The sequence below is a fragment of the Legionella sp. km772 genome, assembly GCF_003989735.1.
Taxonomy (GTDB): Bacteria; Pseudomonadota; Gammaproteobacteria; order Legionellales; family Legionellaceae; genus Legionella.
In genome coordinates this window covers 1-20,765 of record NZ_RZGQ01000027.1, presented here as the reverse complement: position 1 = coordinate 20,765, position 20,765 = coordinate 1, and the positions used below count along the sequence as shown (strand labels likewise).

Here is a 20,765-nt window from a genome sequence, read left to right as displayed (position 1 = left end):
ACTAGCTTATTAAGCAATTATTCTTTTTGGTATAGTCCACTTAAGATGGCACTACCGATCACATGCCCGGTCATATCATCTAAGGCGGTTCGGGTTGCGGCCCCATTGCTTAAGCTTAACATTTTATCCAGGGCATATAAGGTAAACACATAGCGATGGGCACCTAAAGGAGGACAAGGGCCTTGGTATTTGGCATTTCCCCAGCTATTCAATGCAAGTAAGGCACCTTCAGGTAGGCTGTTTATCTCAAGTTTAGTAACAGAAGGGGGAATATTAAACACTAGCCAATGAGTCCAGGGACCTGAGGGCGCATCGGGATCCTCTACTACTAGTGCTAAGGAGACAGTTTTCGCCGGAATATCACTCCATACGAGGGGCGGAGATTTGTCTGCACCCTGGCAAGTAAATGCCGGTGGAATCATCCCATTCGCTGAAAAGGCTGGGCTCGCCAGAGAAAATCCAGCCGTAAAACCCTTAAATGAACAACAAAGGCACAAAAAGAATAAGGAATATTTCTTCATTATTATTTTTCTCCCGTTATTAAAAAGATACTCAAATTAAATTGATATTCACCGTCATAGTTAGCCTCGCATTCTTTTTGGTAGTGCTCCACCATTGCCTCGTTAATCGTCTTTATTTCTTCCGCAGCAATTTGTCCTTGGTAAAAAGCAATGCCATTAACAAATTTTCTAAAGACCTCTAAGGAAGGTAAGATCAATTGTTGTTGGCACCGTTCTATCCTTAAGCTGTGGAAGGGTATGGAGGCTAGTTGTTCTTCTAAATTAGCGAACTTACTGTAATCTACCGGTGCGGTAAAATTATTTAAGACAGGGAATTGTTGGCTTTCTCTTACCGCATAATAACTTTGGATATAGGGATCATCACCTAATGGGAACAAAGTCAAAAATTTGCCGCCTTTTTTTAACGCGTGGAATATATGGCTATAAGCCTGGTGAATATCTTGCGACCATTGTAAACACCAAAAAGAAACCAGATAGTCAAATTGTCCCTGGAAATTCATGCTGGTAACATTGGCTTGTTGGGTAGAGAAATTAGGATAGGCTTTTTTGACCTCCTCTGCTAATTGCAACATATTTTCGGACGCATCAATACCTAATAGGGTTCCATAAGGCAATCTATCTAAAATTCTTTTACTAAAATTTCCATCGCCACAACCAACATCCAGCACTTTATCAGTGGTTTTAATCGTTAGACGATTAAGATAGCGTTCGGCAATAGTGGCTTGAATATAGGAACCGATGGCATATTCTGCAGCCGGCCATTCTTGATGCGACATTGCAAGCTCCCTGCATTATTATTTTCTTCAGTATAGCATCAGTAGCAGAACAAGCCCGGGACTAAGTTTTTCAATAGTAAGCAAATTATACAAAGGGAGCTACACTATAAGAAGTTAAATAAATAGGAAAACATCATGGCTGTGACCACCGGATTATCAGGTAATGAGGTCTTTTGTTTAGCGAAAAAAAATTATAAACCAGGCTCCTTGGTGGTGGGTAATAGTGTGCATTCTTTAGGAATGATGCGGAGTGTGGGCTCCGGCTTAAAAGCGATGTTAGGTGGGGAGTTAACGCAAATCACCCAACTTATTGAGGAAGGACGTGAGACGGCCTACAAACGAATGCTGCAAGAAGCTGCTGCCCATAGAGCATCGGGAATTACCGGGGTAACTAGCCAGTTAATTGTCCACGGAAGCAATGTTGAATTTTTATCGATAGGCTCAGTGATTCATTCCAATAACGATGTTGAATCACATAAATTCTCGACGTCCGATGATGGTCAAGAGCTCTATGCTCAGCTGGACGCCGGCTTTCAGCCCATTTGCTTTTCTTTTGGTAATGTGGCTTATTCCATGGGGGTGGCGCGCGGTTTATTAGGCGGGTTAAAAACCTTAGGCCGGGGGGAAATTAAAGAATATTCAGATATGTTTAACCATACTCGTCACCTTGCTTTAAATCGCATTAGCGAGCATGCCAAACAATATAAAGCTAACGCGGTCTTAGGTATTAGAACCACTATCTTACCCTTTGGTGGTGTTAATGAGATGCTCATGATTGGTACCGCCTCCTATAATGCGCAATTAGCCACCAATGGCGTTAATGAAGTGGTTACCAGTGATATGACTAATATAGAAATGTGGAGCATGGCCAACATGGGTTATGAACCGGTAAAATTATTATTAGGCACCTCAGTGTTTTCTTTAGGGCTTGTAGGAGGCATTACCTCCACATTAAAATCCCTTTTTAAAGGTGAGATTAATGAATTAACGCGGATGATTTATGCGGCGCGAGAAAATGCGCTGGGCATTATTACTGACGAGGCAAAAGCCATTGGTGCTGATGATATTGTCGGTGTGAAAACCTATGTTTACCAATTGGGAAATGGTCTGGTGGAGTTTTTGGCTATTGGTACAGCAGTTAAGCAATCAACGCGAATAAAAACACAATCAGAGCAGTTAATCCCGCAAGCCATTGCTGTGGATAAAGATACTTTTTATGATTCTACTAGCCAAGATAGTTTTTCTGTCGATGTGAATAAAGGGACTAAACCCATTAATAGAGGGTCAACCTCGTTTTTGTTCCCGGTGCTCATTGTTCTTTTTATTATTATCAATGCTATCTTGCACCTTTTTAAATAGTTTGTAATTATTCTTTCTACCTAAATTAAGCCCTCTTCCCTAGGGGGCGGCAAGGAGTTTTGCCTAATGAATAGCTTATCCAATAAAATCATTTTAATAACGGGAGCTTCAAGTGGTATCGGTCAGGCTTGTGCTCGTTTATTTGCCGCACAAGGCGCAAAATTAATTTTGAGTGCTCGCCGGATTGAGCGTTTAGAAGCTCTGCAACAGGAGCTAAAAAACCAACACCGTACTGACTGTTATTTACTTCCTTTAGACGTACGCAATAAAGCGCAAGTAGAAAGCCAATTCCATGCTCTCCCTCCTGTTTGGCAGCCTATAGATGTTTTAATCAATAATGCTGGCCTAGCTTTAGATACCCTGCCTTTAGCACAAGGAATTGAGGACAATTGGGATACCATGATTGATACTAATATTAAAGGTCTATTGTATGTAAGCAAGGCGGTCTTACCGCAGATGATAAGCCGAAATAGCGGGCATGTCGTGAATATAGGCTCCATTGCCGGTCATGAATGTTATCCCAATGGCAATGTCTATGCGGCTACCAAACACGCGGTACATGCGCTTTCTAAATCGATGCGCCTTGATATGCTCGGAAGCAACGTGCGAGTGACGGAAATAGCCCCAGGTGCGGTTGAAACCGAATTTAGTATCGTCCGCTGGCAAGATGAGCACAGAGCAAAAGAGTTTTATAAAGATTTTCAACCTTTAGTTGCTGAGGATGTAGCCGACTCGATACTTTATTGTATAAGTCGTCCCGCGCATGTCAATATTGAGCAACTCATAATCATGCCGACGGTGCAAGCTTCAGCAAATCATTTATATCGAACGGGCATGAATAAATAATTTGTATAAAAATTTTACATATCTGGTTGTCATGGTCTATTATTACAACATATAGGTAATGACTGATCCTAGCTGAACCAGTAAATAATTTCAGAGAAGGAGGTCGGTTTTGGTGAGTGGTGTGTAAGCCCGCACGCGATAGTGGGAAACCTAAAGCTCAACATAGACCCCCGTTGTGTCAAAGAGTTGCGGCTCAGTGACTGGGAAGTCGTTGCCTGTACTTATTATTCTTCTGCGAATTAATAGCCCACCTTCTTATTAATATAGTCTAGGCTTCCTATGCCGAGTTAGGTCTAGTGTCCTATCACCTGTGAATGAACGTCGCCCTCTTTGATTAAAATTTAATCATATGGTATAATTAATATACGCTCATTGGCTGGGATGCAAAATATGAACAAATTAGTTGTTGCAGTTGTAGTGGGTGCCCCTTTATTACTATTAGCTGGTTGTGCTACAACAGTAGATACAGTCGCTGTCAATACGGTAGCTTATGACCCTGGTTATGCGGTAGTGTACGATCCTGGTTACAGTAATGATTATGTTTATTCCGTAGGCTATTATAATAATCGTCCTTATTGGGGCAATAATTATTATTATTACAATACCGGTTATGTTTGGGGAAACAACGGCTATTGGGGTGGCGGATTTTATAATGGTTACTAAGAGTTATTAATTCCATCCACCTTTGTAGGCCGAGCCAAGGCTCGACGCTTGTTGGGCTAAAGGCCCAACCTACAAATCAAACTCGTTATCCGAGGGGGTATTATTCTTTCGCTCGAGAAACGTATTCGCCTTTACGCGTGTCTACTTTAATCAGTTCACCAGTCTGGATAAATAAAGGAACCCGTACTACTGCACCTGTTTCTAAGATAGCCGGCTTTCCACCACCACCTGAGGTATCGCCACGTACGCCAGGATCGGTTTCAGTAATCGCTAGAATAACAAAGGTTGGGGGTTGTACTTGAATAGGTTCATTATTCCATAAAGTAACAATGCAAATATCCTGATCTTTTAACCATTGCTTAGCTTCACCGACAATTGCTTCATTCATCGCATATTGCTCAAAATTATCGGGAACCATAAAATGCCATTGTTCTCCATCATTGTAGAGGTATTGCATTTCTACATCGGCCACATCAGCAGAAGGTAAGGTTTCATTCGATTTAAACGTACGTTCAACAACCCGTCCAGTTTTTAAATTACGAATTTTAATCCGGGTAAAAGCTTGTCCTTTTCCTGGTTTAACAAATTCACATTCTAGAATGTTACAGGGTGCATCATCTACCATTACTTTTAAACCATTTTTAAACTCATTAGTACTATAATTGGCCATTTTCTCTCCACAGTTGAGATTTTCTTGCATTTTCGCTAAAGTTCGCACAGTTTATCAAGTCTGTACAATTAATGCGAGATTCCTCTTTGAGTTGGCAAAAAAAATTAACAACGGGTTTTTCATCGGCCGATGAATTATTAACTTATTTAGAATTACCTCAGGGGGGCTCTGCTTTAGCCGAGAAACAATTTCCCAGCCGTATTCCTTTAAGTTTTGCCCAACGCATGCAAAAGGGGAACCCTCTCGATCCCTTATTATTACAAGTTTTAGCCTCACCTCAAGAACTGGCTGAGGTACCAGGATATGAGTTAGACCCCCTAGAAGAGGCGCAAGCCAATCCTGTGAAAGGCTTAATTCATAAGTACCATGGCCGCGTGCTCTTAACTTTAACTGGCGCATGTGCAGTGAACTGTCGCTATTGTTTTCGTCGTCATTTTCCCTATCAGAGTAATAATCCAGGCCGTTTGGGTTGGGATGCTATCTTTGATTATTTAAAAAAAGACCATACGATAACCGAAGTTATTTTGAGTGGTGGCGATCCTTTGCTAGTCAGTAATTTAGTGCTGGAGCAATTACTTAGGCGCTTGGAAGACATCCCTCATATCCATACTTTACGTATCCATTCACGTATCCCTATTGTATTCCCTGAGCGTATTGAGCAGGGGTTGCTGGACTTACTTGCGTCTTCCCCTCTGCATAAAGTTCTGGTTGTACACTGCAACCATGCGCAAGAGCTTGACGATGAGGTAAAAAAAGTCTGTGCGGGGTTAAAGCAAAGTGGTTGTCATTTATTAAGTCAATCGGTTCTATTAGCAGGGGTTAATGATGACCCTGAACTGTTAAAGAATTTAAGTCAGGCCTTATTTTCATATGGAATTTTGCCTTATTATTTGCACGTTTTGGATAAAGTAAAAGGAGCGGCACATTTTGATTTAGCGCGCGATAAGGCTCGGGCAATTCATGAAAGTTTACAAGCTTTATTACCCGGTTATTTAGTTCCGCGTTTAGTATGTGAAGAGCCTGGGAAATTGCACAAGACCTTAATTAAATAAAAGGTAGGTTTTCTATGGTTAGGCCTGATTCTAGGTTAGCGCAGAGTTAACCTAGAATATAAGCCCCCAGTCTAAAGAGAACTATCTTTGTCTTCATATAAGGAAATTAGTTTTTCTTGCGCAGAATTATTGCCTTCAATGCTAGGTTTATATGAGCCATTACTTTGCATTTCCCAGGTATTACTATTGTCTTTAAGATAATTTTTTATGATTTCATTTTTTATTCGCTTACGGCAATCCTCATCGAGAATGGGAAACATTATTTCAATGCGGTTGTATAAATTGCGTTCCATTAAATCCGCACTGGAACAAAAAAAATGTTCCACATCATTAATACGGAAATAATAAACTCGATGGTGTTCAAGAAAGCGACCGATAAAAGAGAGTACGCGTATATTCTCTGATACTCCTTCTAATCCTGGCTTTAAACAGCAAACTCCCCGGACTAATAAATTAATTTTCACTCCGGCTTGTGAGGCCTTATACAAAGCTTGGATGGTTACTTTATCAGTCAAACCATTAACCTTAAGCATTATTTCTGCATCAATACCATTAGCGGCCGCTGCACTGCATTCCTCAATATGTTGTAACAAGGTTTTTTGCAAAGTGAAGGGGGCATGGCTTAATGCTTTTAATTTAACTACCCGGCCTAAGCCTGTCAGTTGTTGAAAAATAATTTGGACATCAGAGGCTATCGTGGGCTCACAGGTAAGTAAGCCTATATCAGTATAGCGTTTAGCAGTTTGTTCGTGGTAGTTTCCGGTGCTTACATGCACATAGCGCTTTAATTTTCCATGGGTTCTGCGCACTACCAAGGTCATTTTTGCATGGGTTTTATAGCCTACTACCCCATACAAAACCAGCACCCCTGCGGCGTGCAATTTATTAGCCAATCGCAAATTAGATTCTTCATCAAAACGGGCGCGTAGTTCAATAACCGCGGTCACTTCTTTTCCTGAATGGGCGGCATCGACTAAAGCATCAACCATAATGGATTCGGAGTGGGTACGATATAAGGTCTGGTTTATGGCTAAAACATTAGGATCATTGGCGGCCTGGCGCAGGAAATCAGAGACCACATCGAAGCTTTGATAAGGATGATGTAATAAAATATCTTGCTCATCAATAACATTGAATAAATTACGTTCTCCATGAGGGAATTTAGGGTATTGGGCAATAAAGGAGGGGTAATTCAAATCAGGTCGATCAATGCTATTAATGGCATTCATATAACGCTGGATGTTAACTGGGCCGTCACAAAAATAAGTATCCTCATAGCGAAGATGATATTTTTGTAATAAGAAATCAACAATTTGTTCGGGGCATTTATTTTCAATTTCTAAACGCACTACGTGGCCGTAATGGCGGGAAAAAATTTCACGTTGCACCGCTTTAGCTAAATCATCAATTTCTTCTTCACGGAGAAATAAGTCACTATTTCGAGTTAAACGAAAGGAATAGCAGCCACTAATTTCCATTCCGGGGAATAAACTATTAACGTGAGTTTTAATAATTGAGGACAAATAAACAAAGTAATGGCCATCATCACATAATTCTGAAGGAAGATGAATCATTCGGGGTATGGTTCTTGGGGCATGAACCACCGCATAATTAATATTTCGTTCAAAGGCGTCTTTACCACTCAAAGAGATAATAAAATTTAAACTTTTATTGATTAAACGCGGTAGGGGGTGGGCGAGATCTAAAGCGATAGGGCTAATAATAGGCTGAATCTCATGCTTAAAATAATGTTTTGCCCAAATATGAATGTCATCGGTCCATTGATGTGTATCCAGAAAATGAATATTCTCCTTACTTAAGGCAGGTAGCAGCTGTTTATTGAAAATACTGTAGAGTTCATCAATTAACAAGTGGACCTTTTGACTTATCTGGCTATAGACTTCGTCTGGCCGTAAACCATCAATAGTTAATTTACCGGATGACATCGCTATTTTTTCTTTAAGTCCGGCTACGCGGATTTCAAAAAACTCATCTAAATTGCTACTACAAATACTAAGAAAACGCATTCGTTCTAAAAGCGGTACGCGCTCATCATTGGCGAGCATTAAAACGCGTTGATTAAATGCTATAGCAGAAAACTCTCTATTAATATAATACTCGGGGTTATCCAGTATATTATCCATGGGTAAATCTATTCCTTATTCAGCCTATTAATAACTACTAACTGTTAACTAAAAAATAACTAACAACAATAAATGCAAGAAAACCGTAAAAGGGTGATAAATCCCAAAAAACCAAAGCTAAAAAGAAGACGAAGCAGCTTAGTGCAATGGGAATAGAAAAATTAACATGGACCACACTTTGGGCAATTGAAAAAGTGGCTGCAGCCAGCAAAGCGAGTGCCCCATATTGTACGGCGATCATGATTTTACGAGTGATGGGTCCATCATGACTAGTCAGCCAATGATAACCTAGGGCTGCCATGATTAAACCTGGTAAATTAAGCGATAACACGGCAAGAATAAGTCCCGCAATTCCTGCGGCTTTATAACCAATCAACGCAGATAATTTTACCGCGGTTAAGCCTGGAAAGATGAAACTTGTCCCTACCATGGCAACAAACTCTTCAGGGCTTACCCAATGACGATAAGTTACAGCCTCATATTCTAACAGCTTTAGCATGGAGTTCCCTCCACCTAAAGAGATGAGGCCAATTTTTGTGAAGCTGAATAGAATAGTTAATAAGGTATTCATGATTTTTGAGTTATCTTTTTAAGGAAGCCTACATAGTCATCAGTCGGTTTTTTCCCCACTAAATAGTGACTCAATTTTTCAACGAGGGGGCGGGATTTACCTTCAACACAAAGCGTGAAATAAATAGACGATTTTACTTCAATGCGCGCAAGTTCTAATTTTGTACTGGGTTGGGTTGAAAATTTATAACTAAAAGATTCTTTTTTTACTACTATTTTTTTAGCGTGTTTTAACTGATCCCAGATGTCATCTAAGTCTGATTTATGTGCTGCTTGTGGTGATTTGCAAAGCTCAGAAAGATTGAGTTTATGGCCAAATCCAACCGCATATTTTCCTTGTTTGATTAAGGGCTTATAGACTAATTCATCGCGACGATTTTTAATATTATAATTGTGCTCTAATAAATAATATTTATCATTTTTTTGTTTATGTTGGTACTGTGTGAGCTCTAATAATGAACTATCAATAAGTTGAAGGTTAATAATGTCGGTTTCAGGCCAAAAAAAGCGGGCTTCCCATTTTAATTCGTCTTCTTTTTCATGATCAAGCTCAGATAAGTTAAAATGGGTGGTGGGAGTGAATTCAAAATTCCAGACCAGCCTGTTTGTCATAGAGTTTTATCCAGTTTTAGTTAGGTAGCTATACTTGGTAGATACTGCAAAATAGAACATAAAGAGTATATACTAGTACCTTAGCTTGTAATAGATCTTGCATAGAAACAGTAATTTTGGTTAGCAGTAAGGTACACTACATCCTCAGTTGCAATTAAAATTAGCTGATGATCGCAGTCGTATGAGGTTAAATAATAAAAGCAAAGGAAGGTATTCTAATGGCTATTCTACTCTTTTTAATTTATGTAATTTTCACCTTGATTGTTCTGTATCGAGCAGCAAGTCCAATCATTTGGGAAATCGGTAGCGTGGTTTATTTAATCGCAGCGACGTTCTTTATTGGTTTGTCGTTGATTCCTGGCATTCTTATTTGGACCTTTATTCTGCTAAGCCTACTGGTTTTGCTGGTAGAAGATGTCCGGGTGGTATTAGCGGATTATTTTTATAAAACAGCAGGCAAATCAATTCCTAAATTATCTAAGACCGAAGAAGAGGCGCTCAATGCGGGAGATACCTGGGTTGAGCAGGATCTTTTTAGAGGTAACCCCGATTGGGAGCGTTTAGCCAATATCTCTACTGTTTTAACTGCAGAAGAACAAGCCTTCCTCGATAATGAAGTACAAACTCTTTGTTCTATGTTAGATGAATGGCAAATTGCCCAAGAGGGTGATTTATCGCCTAAGGTGTGGACTTATATAAAAGAAAATGGTTTTTTTGGTTTAGTTATTCCTAAAGAGTTTGGCGGTAAAGGGTTTTCTGCGCGCGCCCACTCAGAGGTGGTAATGAAAATCGCTAGTCGTTCAGGTGTTGCTGCGGTAACCGTCATGGTACCCAACTCTTTAGGCCCAGGTGAATTAATAAATTATTATGGTACTGATGAGCAGAAAGCCTATTACTTACCCCGCCTTGCCAGAGGTATCGATATCCCCTGTTTTGCCTTAACTGAACCTGAAGCCGGAAGCGATGCGACCTCTATTCAGTCTGAAGCCATTGTAGTGAAGAAAGAAGTAGATGGAAAAGCGGTTCTCGGCCTTAATATTTCTTTAGATAAACGTTGGATTACCCTTGCCCCAGTAGCCACCTTGATTGGTTTAGCAGTTAACCTAAAAGATCCTGAGGGGCTATTGCAAGGTGAAGGTCAAGAGGGAATTACTTGCTTATTGATTCCCCGTGATAGCGAAAATTTAACTATTGGTAATCGCCACCTACCTGCTAACCAACCTTTCATGAATGGCACTTTACGGGGCAAAGATATTTTTGTGCCGATTACCACCATTATTGGGGGGCAAAAGAAAGCTGGGGCAGGTTGGCAAATGTTGGTTGAATGTTTATCCATAGGCCGTTCTATTTCTTTACCTGCTTTGGGTGCCGCATCTTCAACGGTCTCCTACCTAACTACTAGCGCATTTGCGCGTGCTCGTCGCCAGTTTAATGTGGAGCTCGCTCAATTCGAGGGGGTGGCTGAAAAATTAGCTGAAATTGCCGGCTTGAACTATATTATCAATTCAACGCGCCTATTGACGGTTGCCGCAGTCAATGAGCATAAAAAGCCTTCGGTAGCTTCAGCTATTACTAAATATTTTAATACCGAGCTAGCACGTACAGTTGTGACCAACGCCATGGATGTGCATGCGGGCAGAGCTGTTGTGGTCGGACCGCGTAATTATTTAAATAATTTTTATATAGGTGCCCCTATTTCTATTACCGTAGAAGGGGCCAATATTATGTCACGAAATTTATTGATTTTTGGCCAAGGCTCTATGGCATGTCATCCCTTTATCCGCGATGAATTTTATGCTGTTTCGAGTGAAAATAAAGAAGCATTTAGAAGTATTATCTGGAAGCATATTACTTATTTCTTACAGAATATGGCAAAAACAATCTGCTCTGCTTGGACAGGGGGAATTTTTATAGCGGCCCCTAATAGCGCTATGAAACAAGAATATAAGCGCCTAGCCCGCTTAAGCCATGCTTATGCTTGGTTTGCTGACTTATCCCTTATTTATTTGGGCGGCGATCTGAAACGAAAAGAACGCTTATCCGCGCGCTTAGCCGATGGTATGTCTTATTTATACATGGCAATGGCGGTATTGAGAAATGTGCAAATGCATCAGGACAATAAAGATGAGCAATTGCATGCTAAATGGGCGGTAGATTACTGTTTTTATCATGCCCAAAAATCGATGTTGCAATTTTGTCAGAACTTCCCCTCTAAATTTTTAGGCGTGGTGATGCGTTTCTTTGCGTTTCCTTTTGGGCAAACAATGGCTTATCCTTCTGACAAGCTTGACAACAAATTAGCCCATTTAATGACCAGTAATAATTATTATAGAGAACGAATTAAACAATACATTTATCTAAGTGGTGATGAAAAGGAACCCGTGGATAAAATGGAGCATGTCTTACAGTTGATTATAAAATCAGAAGAAGTAGTCAAAAAGATAAGTGACTTACGGCGGTTTAAGGGCAGTAAATTAAAGGAAAAATTACAAGAAAAGGTCGCTAAGGGTGAGTTAACTGCCGCCGAGATGGAAACAGTACTGAGCGTAGAACAAGCACGGTGGGATGCGATTTTAGTGGATGAGTTTGATTTTGATTCAATGAAGAAAAAAACTTTTTCCTCAATCATTGACTCAATTCACTCACCGTTAAGATGAAACCCAAAGGAGTAAAGCAAGATGAAATCGTCTTTGCTATAATTTAGTAAACTATAGGTATTGAGGTTTAAATGAAAGAGCTTCCGGATGTAAAGTCGATAGAAAAGGCATTACAACTTGCTGCCGCATCGATTGAGGGTGCTAAGTATTTATGCTTAAGGTTTGAGCAAAAGGTTTTTGCCTTAAATCTAGAAAAACTTGATACCCCCGATCTGGCTAACCATGCCAAACTTTTACAAGGACAATTAACCGCTTTTGCCAAATATGTTGATTGTCAATTAAGAGGCAATTCCGATGCTTGGTCAGGAAGGCTCGAACAAGGTTCAACCACGTTTGAAAAATTACACGCAAGTCTCGCGGCAGAAGGTGCTAAATCGATAGAAAGCAATGCTGAAGGCAATGAATACACCATGCATATTGCTGTAAGTGATGAGGGTGAAGTGCTAAGGGCGTATACCGCAGAAAGTATTGATTTAGCTACTACCATGGTATTTGAGGGTGAGCCAGAAGCTGCGCTTGAGACCCAACAATCGCAAGGATTATAATGGCGGTCATAGATGATAAAACCACAGACGCTTTAGATAAAATATTTAATGCCTGGCTGGCTTTTCATAATATTTTAAGTCAGGACGGCAGATTATATAAATCAGACAGTAAAGGGCAAATTATGCGTAACGCGCAAGGTGGATCAATCACCATTAATGCCCAAGAGTTTAAATTATTAATGCTTGATCCTGAAAAGGGTTTACAAGCTTATGCTGCAAAACAAGGCATACGCTTGAAGCCACAATTAAGGGATTTTCCGCAAGAATAAGCAGGGCTAAGTGTCCATTGTAAAATGACTCATGGAAATTCTCCAAGTAGGTAGTTCACGCGGTTTCAGCCGCGTGATTTCTTAGCTGTAACCTTGGGTTACCAGCTTAAGATTTGCACTGCTAAGGAGGATGAGTACATAATCAGCAAAGAGTTAATGGCGCTTGAGGAAGTCATTCACCGCTTTAAGACGCTCTAGGGACCCTATATCAAACCAGACTCCCTCATAAAGTTCAGCGCTTGCCTTTCCTGCTTGAGCATAATCACGCATTAAATGGGAAACTGAGTACCGTCCTTGAGGTAAGCCTTGAAAAATTTCGGGGTTGTAACAAGCTATTCCGGCAAAGGTATACTCTCGTGGAGTATTTGTGAGCTGGCGAGCATTTACTAAGCCAAAATCCCCATGATGTCCCAACTCAGGATTTTTCTTTGTTAAAACTAGATGCAAATAAGTTAACTCTGCCCTCGGCAGGTGTTTAAAATCAAAATCCGTATAAATGTCTGCATTGACGGTAATAAAGGGCTCATTACCCAACAAGGGTAAGGCTTTGACAATCCCGCCGCCTGTTTCAAGCCCGCCTGGTGGTTCCGCCGAATAAGAAATGTCTACTCCCCATCGACTACCATGCCCTATTTTGCGACGAATTTGACTGCCCAAATAAGCATGATTAATGACCAAATGGCCAAATCCTGCTTGCACCAACTTCTCTATGTGATGTTCAATTAAGGGTTTATCTTGGACGATACATAGTGCTTTAGGAACTTTATCTGTAAGGGGTTTTAATCGTTCCCCACGCCCTGCTGCTAGGATCATTGCCGTCTTCATGGTAGATAAACTCTGTTTTGCAGAAAATGAAAGAAAGGGTGAAGTTCTTCATAGGTTTCTGCGCATTGCAAAACATACTGCAAGGTCAGGGGCAGATTGGCAAGATAGCCTGCTTTTCCATCCCGTAAATAAAGACGGGAAAAAATGCCTAATACCTTTAAATGACGTTGTAAGCCGCATAAATCAAAAGCACGAATAAACTCCTCTTCAGAATACACTTGCGCAAGGGGTTGATGCTCGTAAAAATAATTCAGCCATTCTAATACCTGCTCTCTAGGCCAAGAAATATAGCAATCCTTAAGCAAAGATACGAGATCGTAAGTTAAGGGACCCTGCATGGCATCTTGATAATCAATAACAGCGAGGGATGCGGATTCTTGCACCATAATATTACGCGAATGATAATCGCGGTGGATAAAGACAAGGGGTTGTTGGGCAACCTCATCCGCAAGCCAATCCATGGTATTGATCATTAATTGTTCCTCAATGGGCTTTAATTCCAGGGCTAGATAGTTTTTTAAAAACCAGTCGGGGCAAAGACTCATTTCTTTGAGCATAAAAGCTTTATCAAATGCGGGTATTTGTGAATCCTTCGTGGAAATTTTTTGCATCATTAATAAGGTATTGATGGCTTTTTGGTAATAATCGGTAGCTGTATTTTTATTTAACTCATTGAGGAGGAGCACATCTCCTAAATCACTAAGGAGTAAAAAGCCTTGTTCTACGTCCATGGCTATTAGCTCAGGCGTGGGAACCTGGGCTTGCGTTAAAACCTTGCTTATATTAATGAACGGCTTAAGATCTTCTTTGCCAGGCGGTGCATCCATTACAATTAGGCTTGTGTTTTGATATTGAACGCGAAAATAGCGTCTAAAACTCGCATCGCCAGTCAAAGGGGTTAGATTAAAATTAGGGTAGGGAATGACTTGTTTTAGCCATTCTTTCAGTGCGCTTTCTCGCTCATGCATGATATACTGCTCTCTATATGTTAATTGACGATTGCAATAACTTCTTGCAAATTAAATATATTTTTTTAATCATTCCATTAAGGTATAAAACCTCACCCTATAAGATTAAGGTTAGAAGAACTTATTAGGGCAATAATAAGGCATTTTGTGAGTGGTGAACATTAACTTTTATAATAAGCTGAAGAGTTTTTCTTTTTTCATGGTTCCTTGGCGAGTTTTCACCCTTTTTTATAAAAAAAAAGTAAGCTGGAGTTCGGTTCTTTTTCTAACTCTAAGTTGTCTTTTTTTCTATGTAGCCATGGCGCGCGCGAGCGATGAGCCTGCTTTATTAATTAGTGAGCCAGTACAAGCTTGTGTGATTGCCAGAGAGCTTGATTTAACCGATGATATACGAGCAAAATATGCCCAATGTTTGGGATGGCAGGCCGCCCCCAACGCCTCTGTTTGCCAGGGCTTCTACCAAACCATAACGGTGGCCCCATTAGCCAGCCCCGATGAAGTTCGCATAATGGCTGATAAGGTGTCTTTCTATCGCGACAAACCTTCAACTTTAACTGGCCATGTTGAAATACAGCAAACACAAAGAATTGTTAATGCACAAACAGCCTATATCTATAGGGACGTTAAAACCAACCAAGTTAATAGGATTGAATTTTTAGGTGAGGTTCGTTACTTAGAACCAGGCCGTATGATGATTGCCAAAAAAGCGGTGGTTAACCCACAAGATAAATCAGGAGAGATTTCTGATGTGGTTTATCGTTTTAATACTGAGCGCTCTGGCGCAGTCTTACCGGCGTGGGGACGAGCCAGTTTAATTAGGCGTTATGCTAATAAAGATTATTTATTACAAAAGGCAACCTATACCACCTGTGCGCCACAAGATAAAGCTTGGGATGTCGAGGCAAAATCCATCGCCATTGATGATGCTAAGGCAACAGGGGTGGCTAAAAATGCCGTTATTCGTATTCGCCAGTGGCCAGTCTTCTATACTCCTTATTTGAGTTTCCCTACTAATAAAGAACGTAAATCGGGTTTTTTATTACCCTTGGTTGGTTATTCCAATGTAGGGGGGCTCGATCTAGGTTTACCTTACTATTGGAATATTGCCCCTAATTACGATATGACCCTAACCCCCCATTTATATAGTGAACGGGGCCTGATGATGGGTGGGGAATTTAGATACTTAACCTCTAATAGCTTTGGGATTCTGAGTGGCAATTTTTTACCGCACGATAAAGCCTATAAGAATTTCTTACTTGATAATGAATTATCCTATCCACGCTTAGCTAATCAGTCGGATAATCGATGGTCTTTAGGCGTTATCGAACAAACCCGCCTCACCCCTAACTTGAAATTTAACCTTAATGCCCAGCAAGTTTCGGATGATTATTATTTACAAGATTTTAGCTCCAACCTTGCTCAAATTACCCAACGGCAATTATTGCGCCAAGCAGACTTGACCTATACTACCGATCATTGGCTTTTTAGAGGGATGGTACAAAGTTATCAAACCTTACATCCAGTCAATGAGCCGCCAGTCTCTTCCGTCTATGAACGCTTGCCGCAGTTATCGGCTCGAGGCCTCTATTACAACTTGCCCTTTAATGCGAATGTAAATTTTTTAGGTCAATATGATGAGTTTCATTGGCCAACCCAAAGCTGGGAGGTCCGCGCAAGGCAACAAGGTCCGCGCTTAAACCTAAACCCAAATTTATCCTTGCCTTATCTTAAACCCTGGGGCTTTGTCACGCCCTCAGTACAACTGGTAGAGACTTATTATAGTGTGAATAATCCAGGGGATATTCCTAACCATGATTATAATCGAGCTATTCCTCGCTATAGTTTAGATAGCGGCTTATATTTTGAACGCGATTTATCTATTAACTCACAAGCTTATTCACAAACCTTAGAGCCGCGTTTATTTTATTTAAATGTCCCTTACCAAGATCAATCTCAATTACCTATTTATGATTCAGGCTACATGATTTTTAATGCAAGCCAATTATTTCGAACTAATCGCTTCTCGGGTTTTGACCGCATTGGTGATGCGAATCAATTAACCTATGCATTAACTTCGCGGTGGTTAAGTGAGGCTACAGGTGCAGAAAAGGCTAATATAACGGTAGGGCAAATTAGATATTTTGCTGACCGGAAAGTACAATTGTGTCAGAGCAATAAAGGTTATTGTCTGGCAAACCCCAACATGATTGGTTATTTATCCCCCACTTTCGACTATTCACCCGTTGCCTCCAGGGCTACTTACCATTTCAACTCCGCTTGGAGTCTCACCGGTGATTACGTCTGGGACCCCGCTACCAGAGCAACCAACAATACCGATGTTGATTTCCACTATCATCCGCTTCCCAATGCGGCAGTTAGTGCGGGTTATAGCTATTTAATTAATGCCGATCGAACCCGGGTTAATAACGCTGGTAACAGTAACGCGTTACATCAAGCGTTATTGGCTTATGCCTGGCCGTTAAATGAAAAATGGAGCACTATTGGCGCCTACAGTCAAAATATTAGTAAAAATTACAGCATGATGTCATTATTAGGCGTGCAGTATGATAGCTGTTGTTGGGCCATGCGGCTTATGGGAGGCCGAACGTTCAAAAGCCTTAGTGCTAATTTTGAACCGCAATACAATAATAATATTTATCTGCAATTATTACTCAAAGGTTTAGGTTCAGTGGCGACCAGTGATCCTCATAATATATTAAGCACCTATATTCCAGGATATACTGATCCTTTTCAGCGTTAATTAGGGTATTATTTAACCAAATTTCTTGTGTTTTCTTTAATAATCGCCTAAATTGCCGGACAAGGCTAAAAAGAGGATGAAGCATGTTAAAAAGAATTGCATTAATTTGCGCTTTAGGGTCAATAATGAGTCTTGCTCAAGGCAAGCAGTTATTAGATAAAGTCGTGGCTGTAGTCAATAATGGGGTGATCACTGCGAGTGAGCTGGATGCCCAGGTAGAATTGACGCGGAAGCAAATTTTAGCGCAAAGAATGCAAGTGCCCAAAGAAGCTGCATTAAGAAAGCAAGTGCTGCAGCATTTAATCGATGTGGATCTGCAATTACAAATGGCAAAACAAAATGGAATAACTGTTGATAGTACCGAATTGAATGAGGCTATTGAGCGCATCGCTACGGGTAATCACCTAAGTTTGACCCAGCTTAGAGAAGAAATTACCAAGCAAGGTATTAGCTGGCAGGAGTACCGCCGTAATATCCGTAAAGAAATCATCATTTCTCGCTTACAACAAAAAGCTGTAGGTAAAGAGGTTAATGTCACCAACGAGCAAGTTGAGCATTATTTAAAAACCGATAACCATGTAGATAACAGCGCCGTCACTTATCATGTTCAAAATATCGTTGTACCACTTAATGAAGAACCTACAACCGCACAAGTGAAAAAAGCCCGCGCTACTGCGGAACAATTGCTTGCTAAAGTTAATAAAGGCGAGGATTTCACTCGCTTAGCCATTGAGCAATCCAGTGATGAAATGGCGCTGGAAGGGGGCGATTTGGGCGAGCGTCATTTAGCTGAACTCCCTGAGCTTTTTGCTAAAGAAGTTGTCCGTATGAAAGTAGGGCAGGTGGCAGGGCCAATTCGTGCCGGCAATGGTTTTCAATTAATTAAACTCATTGCTATTGGTGGTGAGAACCAAAAGCACGTTGTTTCTTTAACTCATGTCCGTCATATCCTTATCAAGCCTGATGCCAGCATGCTGCCCTCTGAATCCCTAAAACAAGCAAACAATATTTATCAACAATTAAAGGCTGGGAAAGATTTCGCCCTTATGGCAAAACAATATTCAGTCGATTCCGGTAGTGCGGTTAAGGGAGGCGATTTAGGCTGGGTAAACCCTGGAGAACTAGTTCCTGAGTTTGAAAAAGCAATGGATGGCTTAGCACTTAATGCAATAAGTAAACCGGTTAAAACTCAATTTGGATGGCACCTCATTCAAGTTTTGGCTCGTAAGCAAAAAGATGATTCCGAAGCCTTTAAAAAGCAACAGGTCAGACAGTTTTTACAACAAAGGAAATTTGCTGAAGCAGTCCAAAATTGGCAACAGCATATTCGGGCCGAAGCCTATATCAATATTCTTGAGAAAAATTTAGCATGAAGCCCTTGCTGATTAGTAGTGGCGAGCCTGCTGGAGTAGGACCCGATTTATGTCTTGCTTTAGCAGTGCACGGCTTTCCTCTAGTAGTTCTTGGGGACAAAAAAGTTTTACAAGAAAGAGCGAAGCTACTAAATCTTAACGTGAAAATATTAGATTATCTCCCCGAGACTTACCTTGAGTTTAAGCCAAATCAATTATATGTCTCTTCAGTCCTTTGTCCGAAGGCAGTTCAGCCTGGTAAATTAGATCCTGATAATGGCCTGTATGTTTTAGAGCTATTAAATAAGGCTGCTCTTTTATGTGAGCAGCAACAATTTTCTGCTCTAGTCACGGCACCGGTGCATAAAGCTAACATCAATGCTGCTGGCGTGTCATTTACGGGGCATACCGAGTTTTTTGCTGATTATTTTCAGGCCAAACAGGTAGTTATGATGCTTGCTTGTGAGCAAATGAAGGTAGCTTTAGTAACTACACACTTACCTTTAAATAAGGTAGCAACTACGCTTTCATTTTCGTTAATAACTCAAGTAATTAGTCAATTAAATAAATCTTTGATTAATGATTTTGCTATTAACAAACCGCTGATCAAAGTGGCTGGTTTAAATCCTCACGCAGGAGAGTCTGGTTATTTAGGGCGCGAGGAAATTGACATTATCGAGCCAGCTTTAAAGCATTTACAGGATTTAGGTGTCCACGTGCAAGGACCTTATCCGGCGGATACCATGTTTGTTAAAGGAGAAACTGCCTGTGATGCTTATGTAGCAATGTATCATGATCAAGGCTTACCGGTTTTGAAATACGCCGGTTTTAATCATTCTGTCAATATAACCTTAGGCTTACCCATTATTCGTACTTCGGTGGATCATGGAACTGCATTAGATTTAGCTGGAACGGGTAAAGTGGATACGGGCAGCATGATCGTTGCGGTAAGAACAGCAATGCAAATGGCAGACAATAGGAAATAAACATGGCCCTTATTAGTCTAATCGCTGCGCTAGATGAACAAAATGGAATTGGAATCAATAACCAACTCTTAACCCATCTTCCTGCTGATCTAAAATACTTTAAAGCAGTGACCATGGGAAAACCAATTATTATGGGTCGTCGTACTTATGAATCTATTGGTAAACCTTTACCCGGCAGAAAGAATATCGTTATTAGTAAAACGCTTGGCCCACAAAATGGGCTTACTGTGTTAAGTAATCTAGAACAAGCATTGGAGCTTACCAAAGATGAGCCGGAAATAATGATTATTGGCGGCGGCCAATTATTTGCTAAAGCTATCCTCCAGGCCTCCCGTTTATATATTACAAAAATCCATCACCATTTTAATGCCGATGTTTTCTTCCCTCCAATAGAACACTCTATTTGGAAATGCACCGAAGAGCAAAAACACGGTAAAGATGAAAAAAATCCTTATGATATGAGTTTTCTAATCTATGAACGTAAACCTTACTTAAGGGAAACTAATATATAAGTAAGTTCAGCAATTAATAGCTTACCATTATACACCACTTCACAATGGCCAAAACCAGGCCAAGTTTTTCCAGGTAACAATAGTCCATTAAAATTACTCTGACAGAGGAATAGAGGTTTTCCATCTTGAGTAGAGCCCACAGTTATTGCCCCTGCAGTATTACGGCTCCAGGTAAAAAGACCAAATTCCCTTTTATCCGGAATGCTAAAGTCTGCGCTCGGGTATAGTTTATCCCCTTTAGTAAGGATACAAGTGGATGATTGGGACGCTAAGATACCCACTTCTTGCACCCCATTTAATTGGACCCGACATAAGAAAAAGGGTTGTTTATTAAGATCCCTACCAATAATGAGGGCGTTAACTAAGAGTGAGGAGGCAGGATTAGAGGAGAGTGCAGCAGATGATATGCCAAAAAAAGAAAGCAAAAGAAAAATTAATGAGCGTTTCATGGAAATATCCTAATTACTATAAGCTACATTATAGAGTCAATATTGGCCAAAATGAATTGCTAAAACTCGAAATGGATTGGTCTCTGCTAAGAATAAAAAAAGAATGAAAAAAAATGAAAAAAGTGTTTGACATAGGAAGGGAAATCCGTAGAATACGCAGCACGCCTTCGGGGCAAAGTTCATTAAGAAGATAGAAGACAAACTGTGTGGGCGCTTTGAAAGAATTTG

The 20,765-nt window shown here is 40.5% G+C and carries 20 protein-coding genes; 11 read left to right on the top strand and 9 right to left on the bottom strand.

Annotated features, from left to right (window positions below):
• Positions 1-17 precede the first annotated feature (17 nt).
• Together ELY15_RS05075 and ELY15_RS05070 are read right to left on the bottom strand one after the other, a co-directional pair.
• Entirely contained in the window at positions 18-521 is a 504-nt protein-coding gene (locus tag ELY15_RS05075) for a YbhB/YbcL family Raf kinase inhibitor-like protein (RefSeq protein WP_127098574.1), read from the bottom strand.
• 2 nt (positions 522-523) lie between these two features.
• Positions 524-1,297, bottom strand: coding sequence for a trans-aconitate 2-methyltransferase (locus ELY15_RS05070; RefSeq protein ID WP_127098573.1), 774 nt, complete (start codon positions 1,295-1,297; stop codon positions 524-526).
• A gap of 135 nt (positions 1,298-1,432) precedes the next feature.
• Here ELY15_RS05070 and ELY15_RS05065 point away from each other — a divergent pair, with 135 nt between their 5' ends.
• From ELY15_RS05065 to ELY15_RS05055, 3 genes are all read left to right on the top strand, one after another.
• A complete protein-coding gene (locus ELY15_RS05065) occupies positions 1,433-2,656 on the top strand; it encodes a heavy metal-binding domain-containing protein (protein WP_127098572.1) in 1,224 nt (407 codons plus the stop codon).
• A gap of 66 nt (positions 2,657-2,722) precedes the next feature.
• Positions 2,723-3,502, top strand: coding sequence for an SDR family NAD(P)-dependent oxidoreductase (locus ELY15_RS05060; RefSeq protein WP_127098571.1), 780 nt, complete (start codon positions 2,723-2,725; stop codon positions 3,500-3,502).
• 390 nt (positions 3,503-3,892) lie between these two features.
• The gene (locus ELY15_RS05055; RefSeq protein ID WP_127098570.1) at positions 3,893-4,165 is read left to right on the top strand and encodes a hypothetical protein; all 273 of its coding nucleotides are present in this window, start codon (positions 3,893-3,895) and stop codon (positions 4,163-4,165) included.
• 100 nt (positions 4,166-4,265) lie between these two features.
• On the opposite strand, the gene efp is transcribed toward ELY15_RS05055, so the two are convergent.
• On the bottom strand, positions 4,266-4,835 hold the full coding sequence (gene efp, locus ELY15_RS05050) for an elongation factor P (protein WP_127098569.1): 570 nt from the start codon (positions 4,833-4,835) through the stop codon (positions 4,266-4,268).
• A gap of 71 nt (positions 4,836-4,906) precedes the next feature.
• Here efp and epmB point away from each other — a divergent pair, with 71 nt between their 5' ends.
• On the top strand, positions 4,907-5,887 hold the full coding sequence (gene epmB, locus ELY15_RS05045; RefSeq protein ID WP_127098568.1) for an EF-P beta-lysylation protein EpmB: 981 nt from the start codon (positions 4,907-4,909) through the stop codon (positions 5,885-5,887).
• 71 nt (positions 5,888-5,958) lie between these two features.
• Here the strand turns inward: epmB and ppk1 are convergent, their stop codons facing one another.
• The 3 genes from ppk1 to ELY15_RS05030 are packed head-to-tail and all read right to left on the bottom strand — an operon-like array spanning position 5,959 to position 9,213.
• On the bottom strand, positions 5,959-8,031 hold the full coding sequence (gene ppk1, locus ELY15_RS05040) for a polyphosphate kinase 1 (protein WP_199744170.1): 2,073 nt from the start codon (positions 8,029-8,031) through the stop codon (positions 5,959-5,961).
• Positions 8,032-8,068: 37 nt separating this feature from the next.
• Complete coding sequence (locus ELY15_RS05035) at positions 8,069-8,602, bottom strand: chromate transporter (protein WP_370449385.1); 534 nt, start codon at positions 8,600-8,602, stop codon at positions 8,069-8,071.
• Complete coding sequence (locus ELY15_RS05030) at positions 8,599-9,213, bottom strand: hypothetical protein (RefSeq protein WP_127098565.1); 615 nt, start codon at positions 9,211-9,213, stop codon at positions 8,599-8,601. Before ELY15_RS05030 ends, ELY15_RS05035 begins: the two co-directional genes overlap by 4 nt.
• Positions 9,214-9,431: 218 nt before the next feature.
• On the opposite strand from ELY15_RS05030, the gene ELY15_RS05025 reads away from it, so the two are divergent.
• The 3 genes from ELY15_RS05025 (at position 9,432) to ELY15_RS05015 (ending at position 12,684) form a co-directional block, all read left to right on the top strand.
• Positions 9,432-11,870: an acyl-CoA dehydrogenase gene (locus ELY15_RS05025; protein WP_127098564.1), complete on the top strand. Its 2,439-nt coding sequence runs from the start codon at positions 9,432-9,434 to the stop codon at positions 11,868-11,870.
• Positions 11,871-11,941: 71 nt separating this feature from the next.
• Entirely contained in the window at positions 11,942-12,415 is a 474-nt protein-coding gene (locus tag ELY15_RS05020) for a hypothetical protein (protein WP_127098563.1), read from the top strand.
• A complete protein-coding gene (locus tag ELY15_RS05015) occupies positions 12,415-12,684 on the top strand; it encodes a hypothetical protein (RefSeq protein ID WP_127098562.1) in 270 nt (89 codons plus the stop codon). Before ELY15_RS05020 ends, ELY15_RS05015 begins: the two co-directional genes overlap by 1 nt.
• Positions 12,685-12,837: 153 nt before the next feature.
• Here the strand turns inward: ELY15_RS05015 and murU are convergent, their stop codons facing one another.
• Positions 12,838-13,509, bottom strand: a complete 672-nt coding sequence (murU, locus tag ELY15_RS05010; RefSeq protein ID WP_127098561.1) for an N-acetylmuramate alpha-1-phosphate uridylyltransferase MurU — start codon at positions 13,507-13,509, stop codon at positions 12,838-12,840.
• Positions 13,506-14,477: an aminoglycoside phosphotransferase family protein gene (locus ELY15_RS05005; RefSeq protein WP_127098560.1), complete on the bottom strand. Its 972-nt coding sequence runs from the start codon at positions 14,475-14,477 to the stop codon at positions 13,506-13,508. The genes murU and ELY15_RS05005 overlap by 4 nt, the downstream gene beginning before the upstream one ends.
• Positions 14,478-14,775: 298 nt before the next feature.
• Between ELY15_RS05005 and ELY15_RS05000 the strand changes: the two genes are divergently transcribed.
• The 4 genes from ELY15_RS05000 to ELY15_RS04985 all read left to right on the top strand — a co-directional run bounded on the left by ELY15_RS05000 (position 14,776) and on the right by ELY15_RS04985 (position 20,088).
• Entirely contained in the window at positions 14,776-17,238 is a 2,463-nt protein-coding gene (locus ELY15_RS05000; protein ID WP_199744171.1) for an LPS-assembly protein LptD, read from the top strand.
• Positions 17,239-17,321: 83 nt separating this feature from the next.
• The gene (locus ELY15_RS04995; protein ID WP_127098558.1) at positions 17,322-18,611 is read left to right on the top strand and encodes a peptidylprolyl isomerase; all 1,290 of its coding nucleotides are present in this window, start codon (positions 17,322-17,324) and stop codon (positions 18,609-18,611) included.
• Entirely contained in the window at positions 18,608-19,576 is a 969-nt protein-coding gene (gene pdxA / locus ELY15_RS04990) for a 4-hydroxythreonine-4-phosphate dehydrogenase PdxA (protein WP_127098557.1), read from the top strand. Before ELY15_RS04995 ends, pdxA begins: the two co-directional genes overlap by 4 nt.
• A gap of 2 nt (positions 19,577-19,578) precedes the next feature.
• Complete coding sequence (locus tag ELY15_RS04985) at positions 19,579-20,088, top strand: dihydrofolate reductase (RefSeq protein ID WP_127098556.1); 510 nt, start codon at positions 19,579-19,581, stop codon at positions 20,086-20,088.
• On the opposite strand, the gene ELY15_RS04980 is transcribed toward ELY15_RS04985, so the two are convergent.
• On the bottom strand, positions 20,064-20,537 hold the full coding sequence (locus ELY15_RS04980) for a DM9 repeat-containing protein (protein WP_127098555.1): 474 nt from the start codon (positions 20,535-20,537) through the stop codon (positions 20,064-20,066). The two genes, ELY15_RS04985 and ELY15_RS04980, sit on opposite strands and share 25 nt — an antisense overlap.
• Positions 20,538-20,765 lie beyond the last annotated feature (228 nt).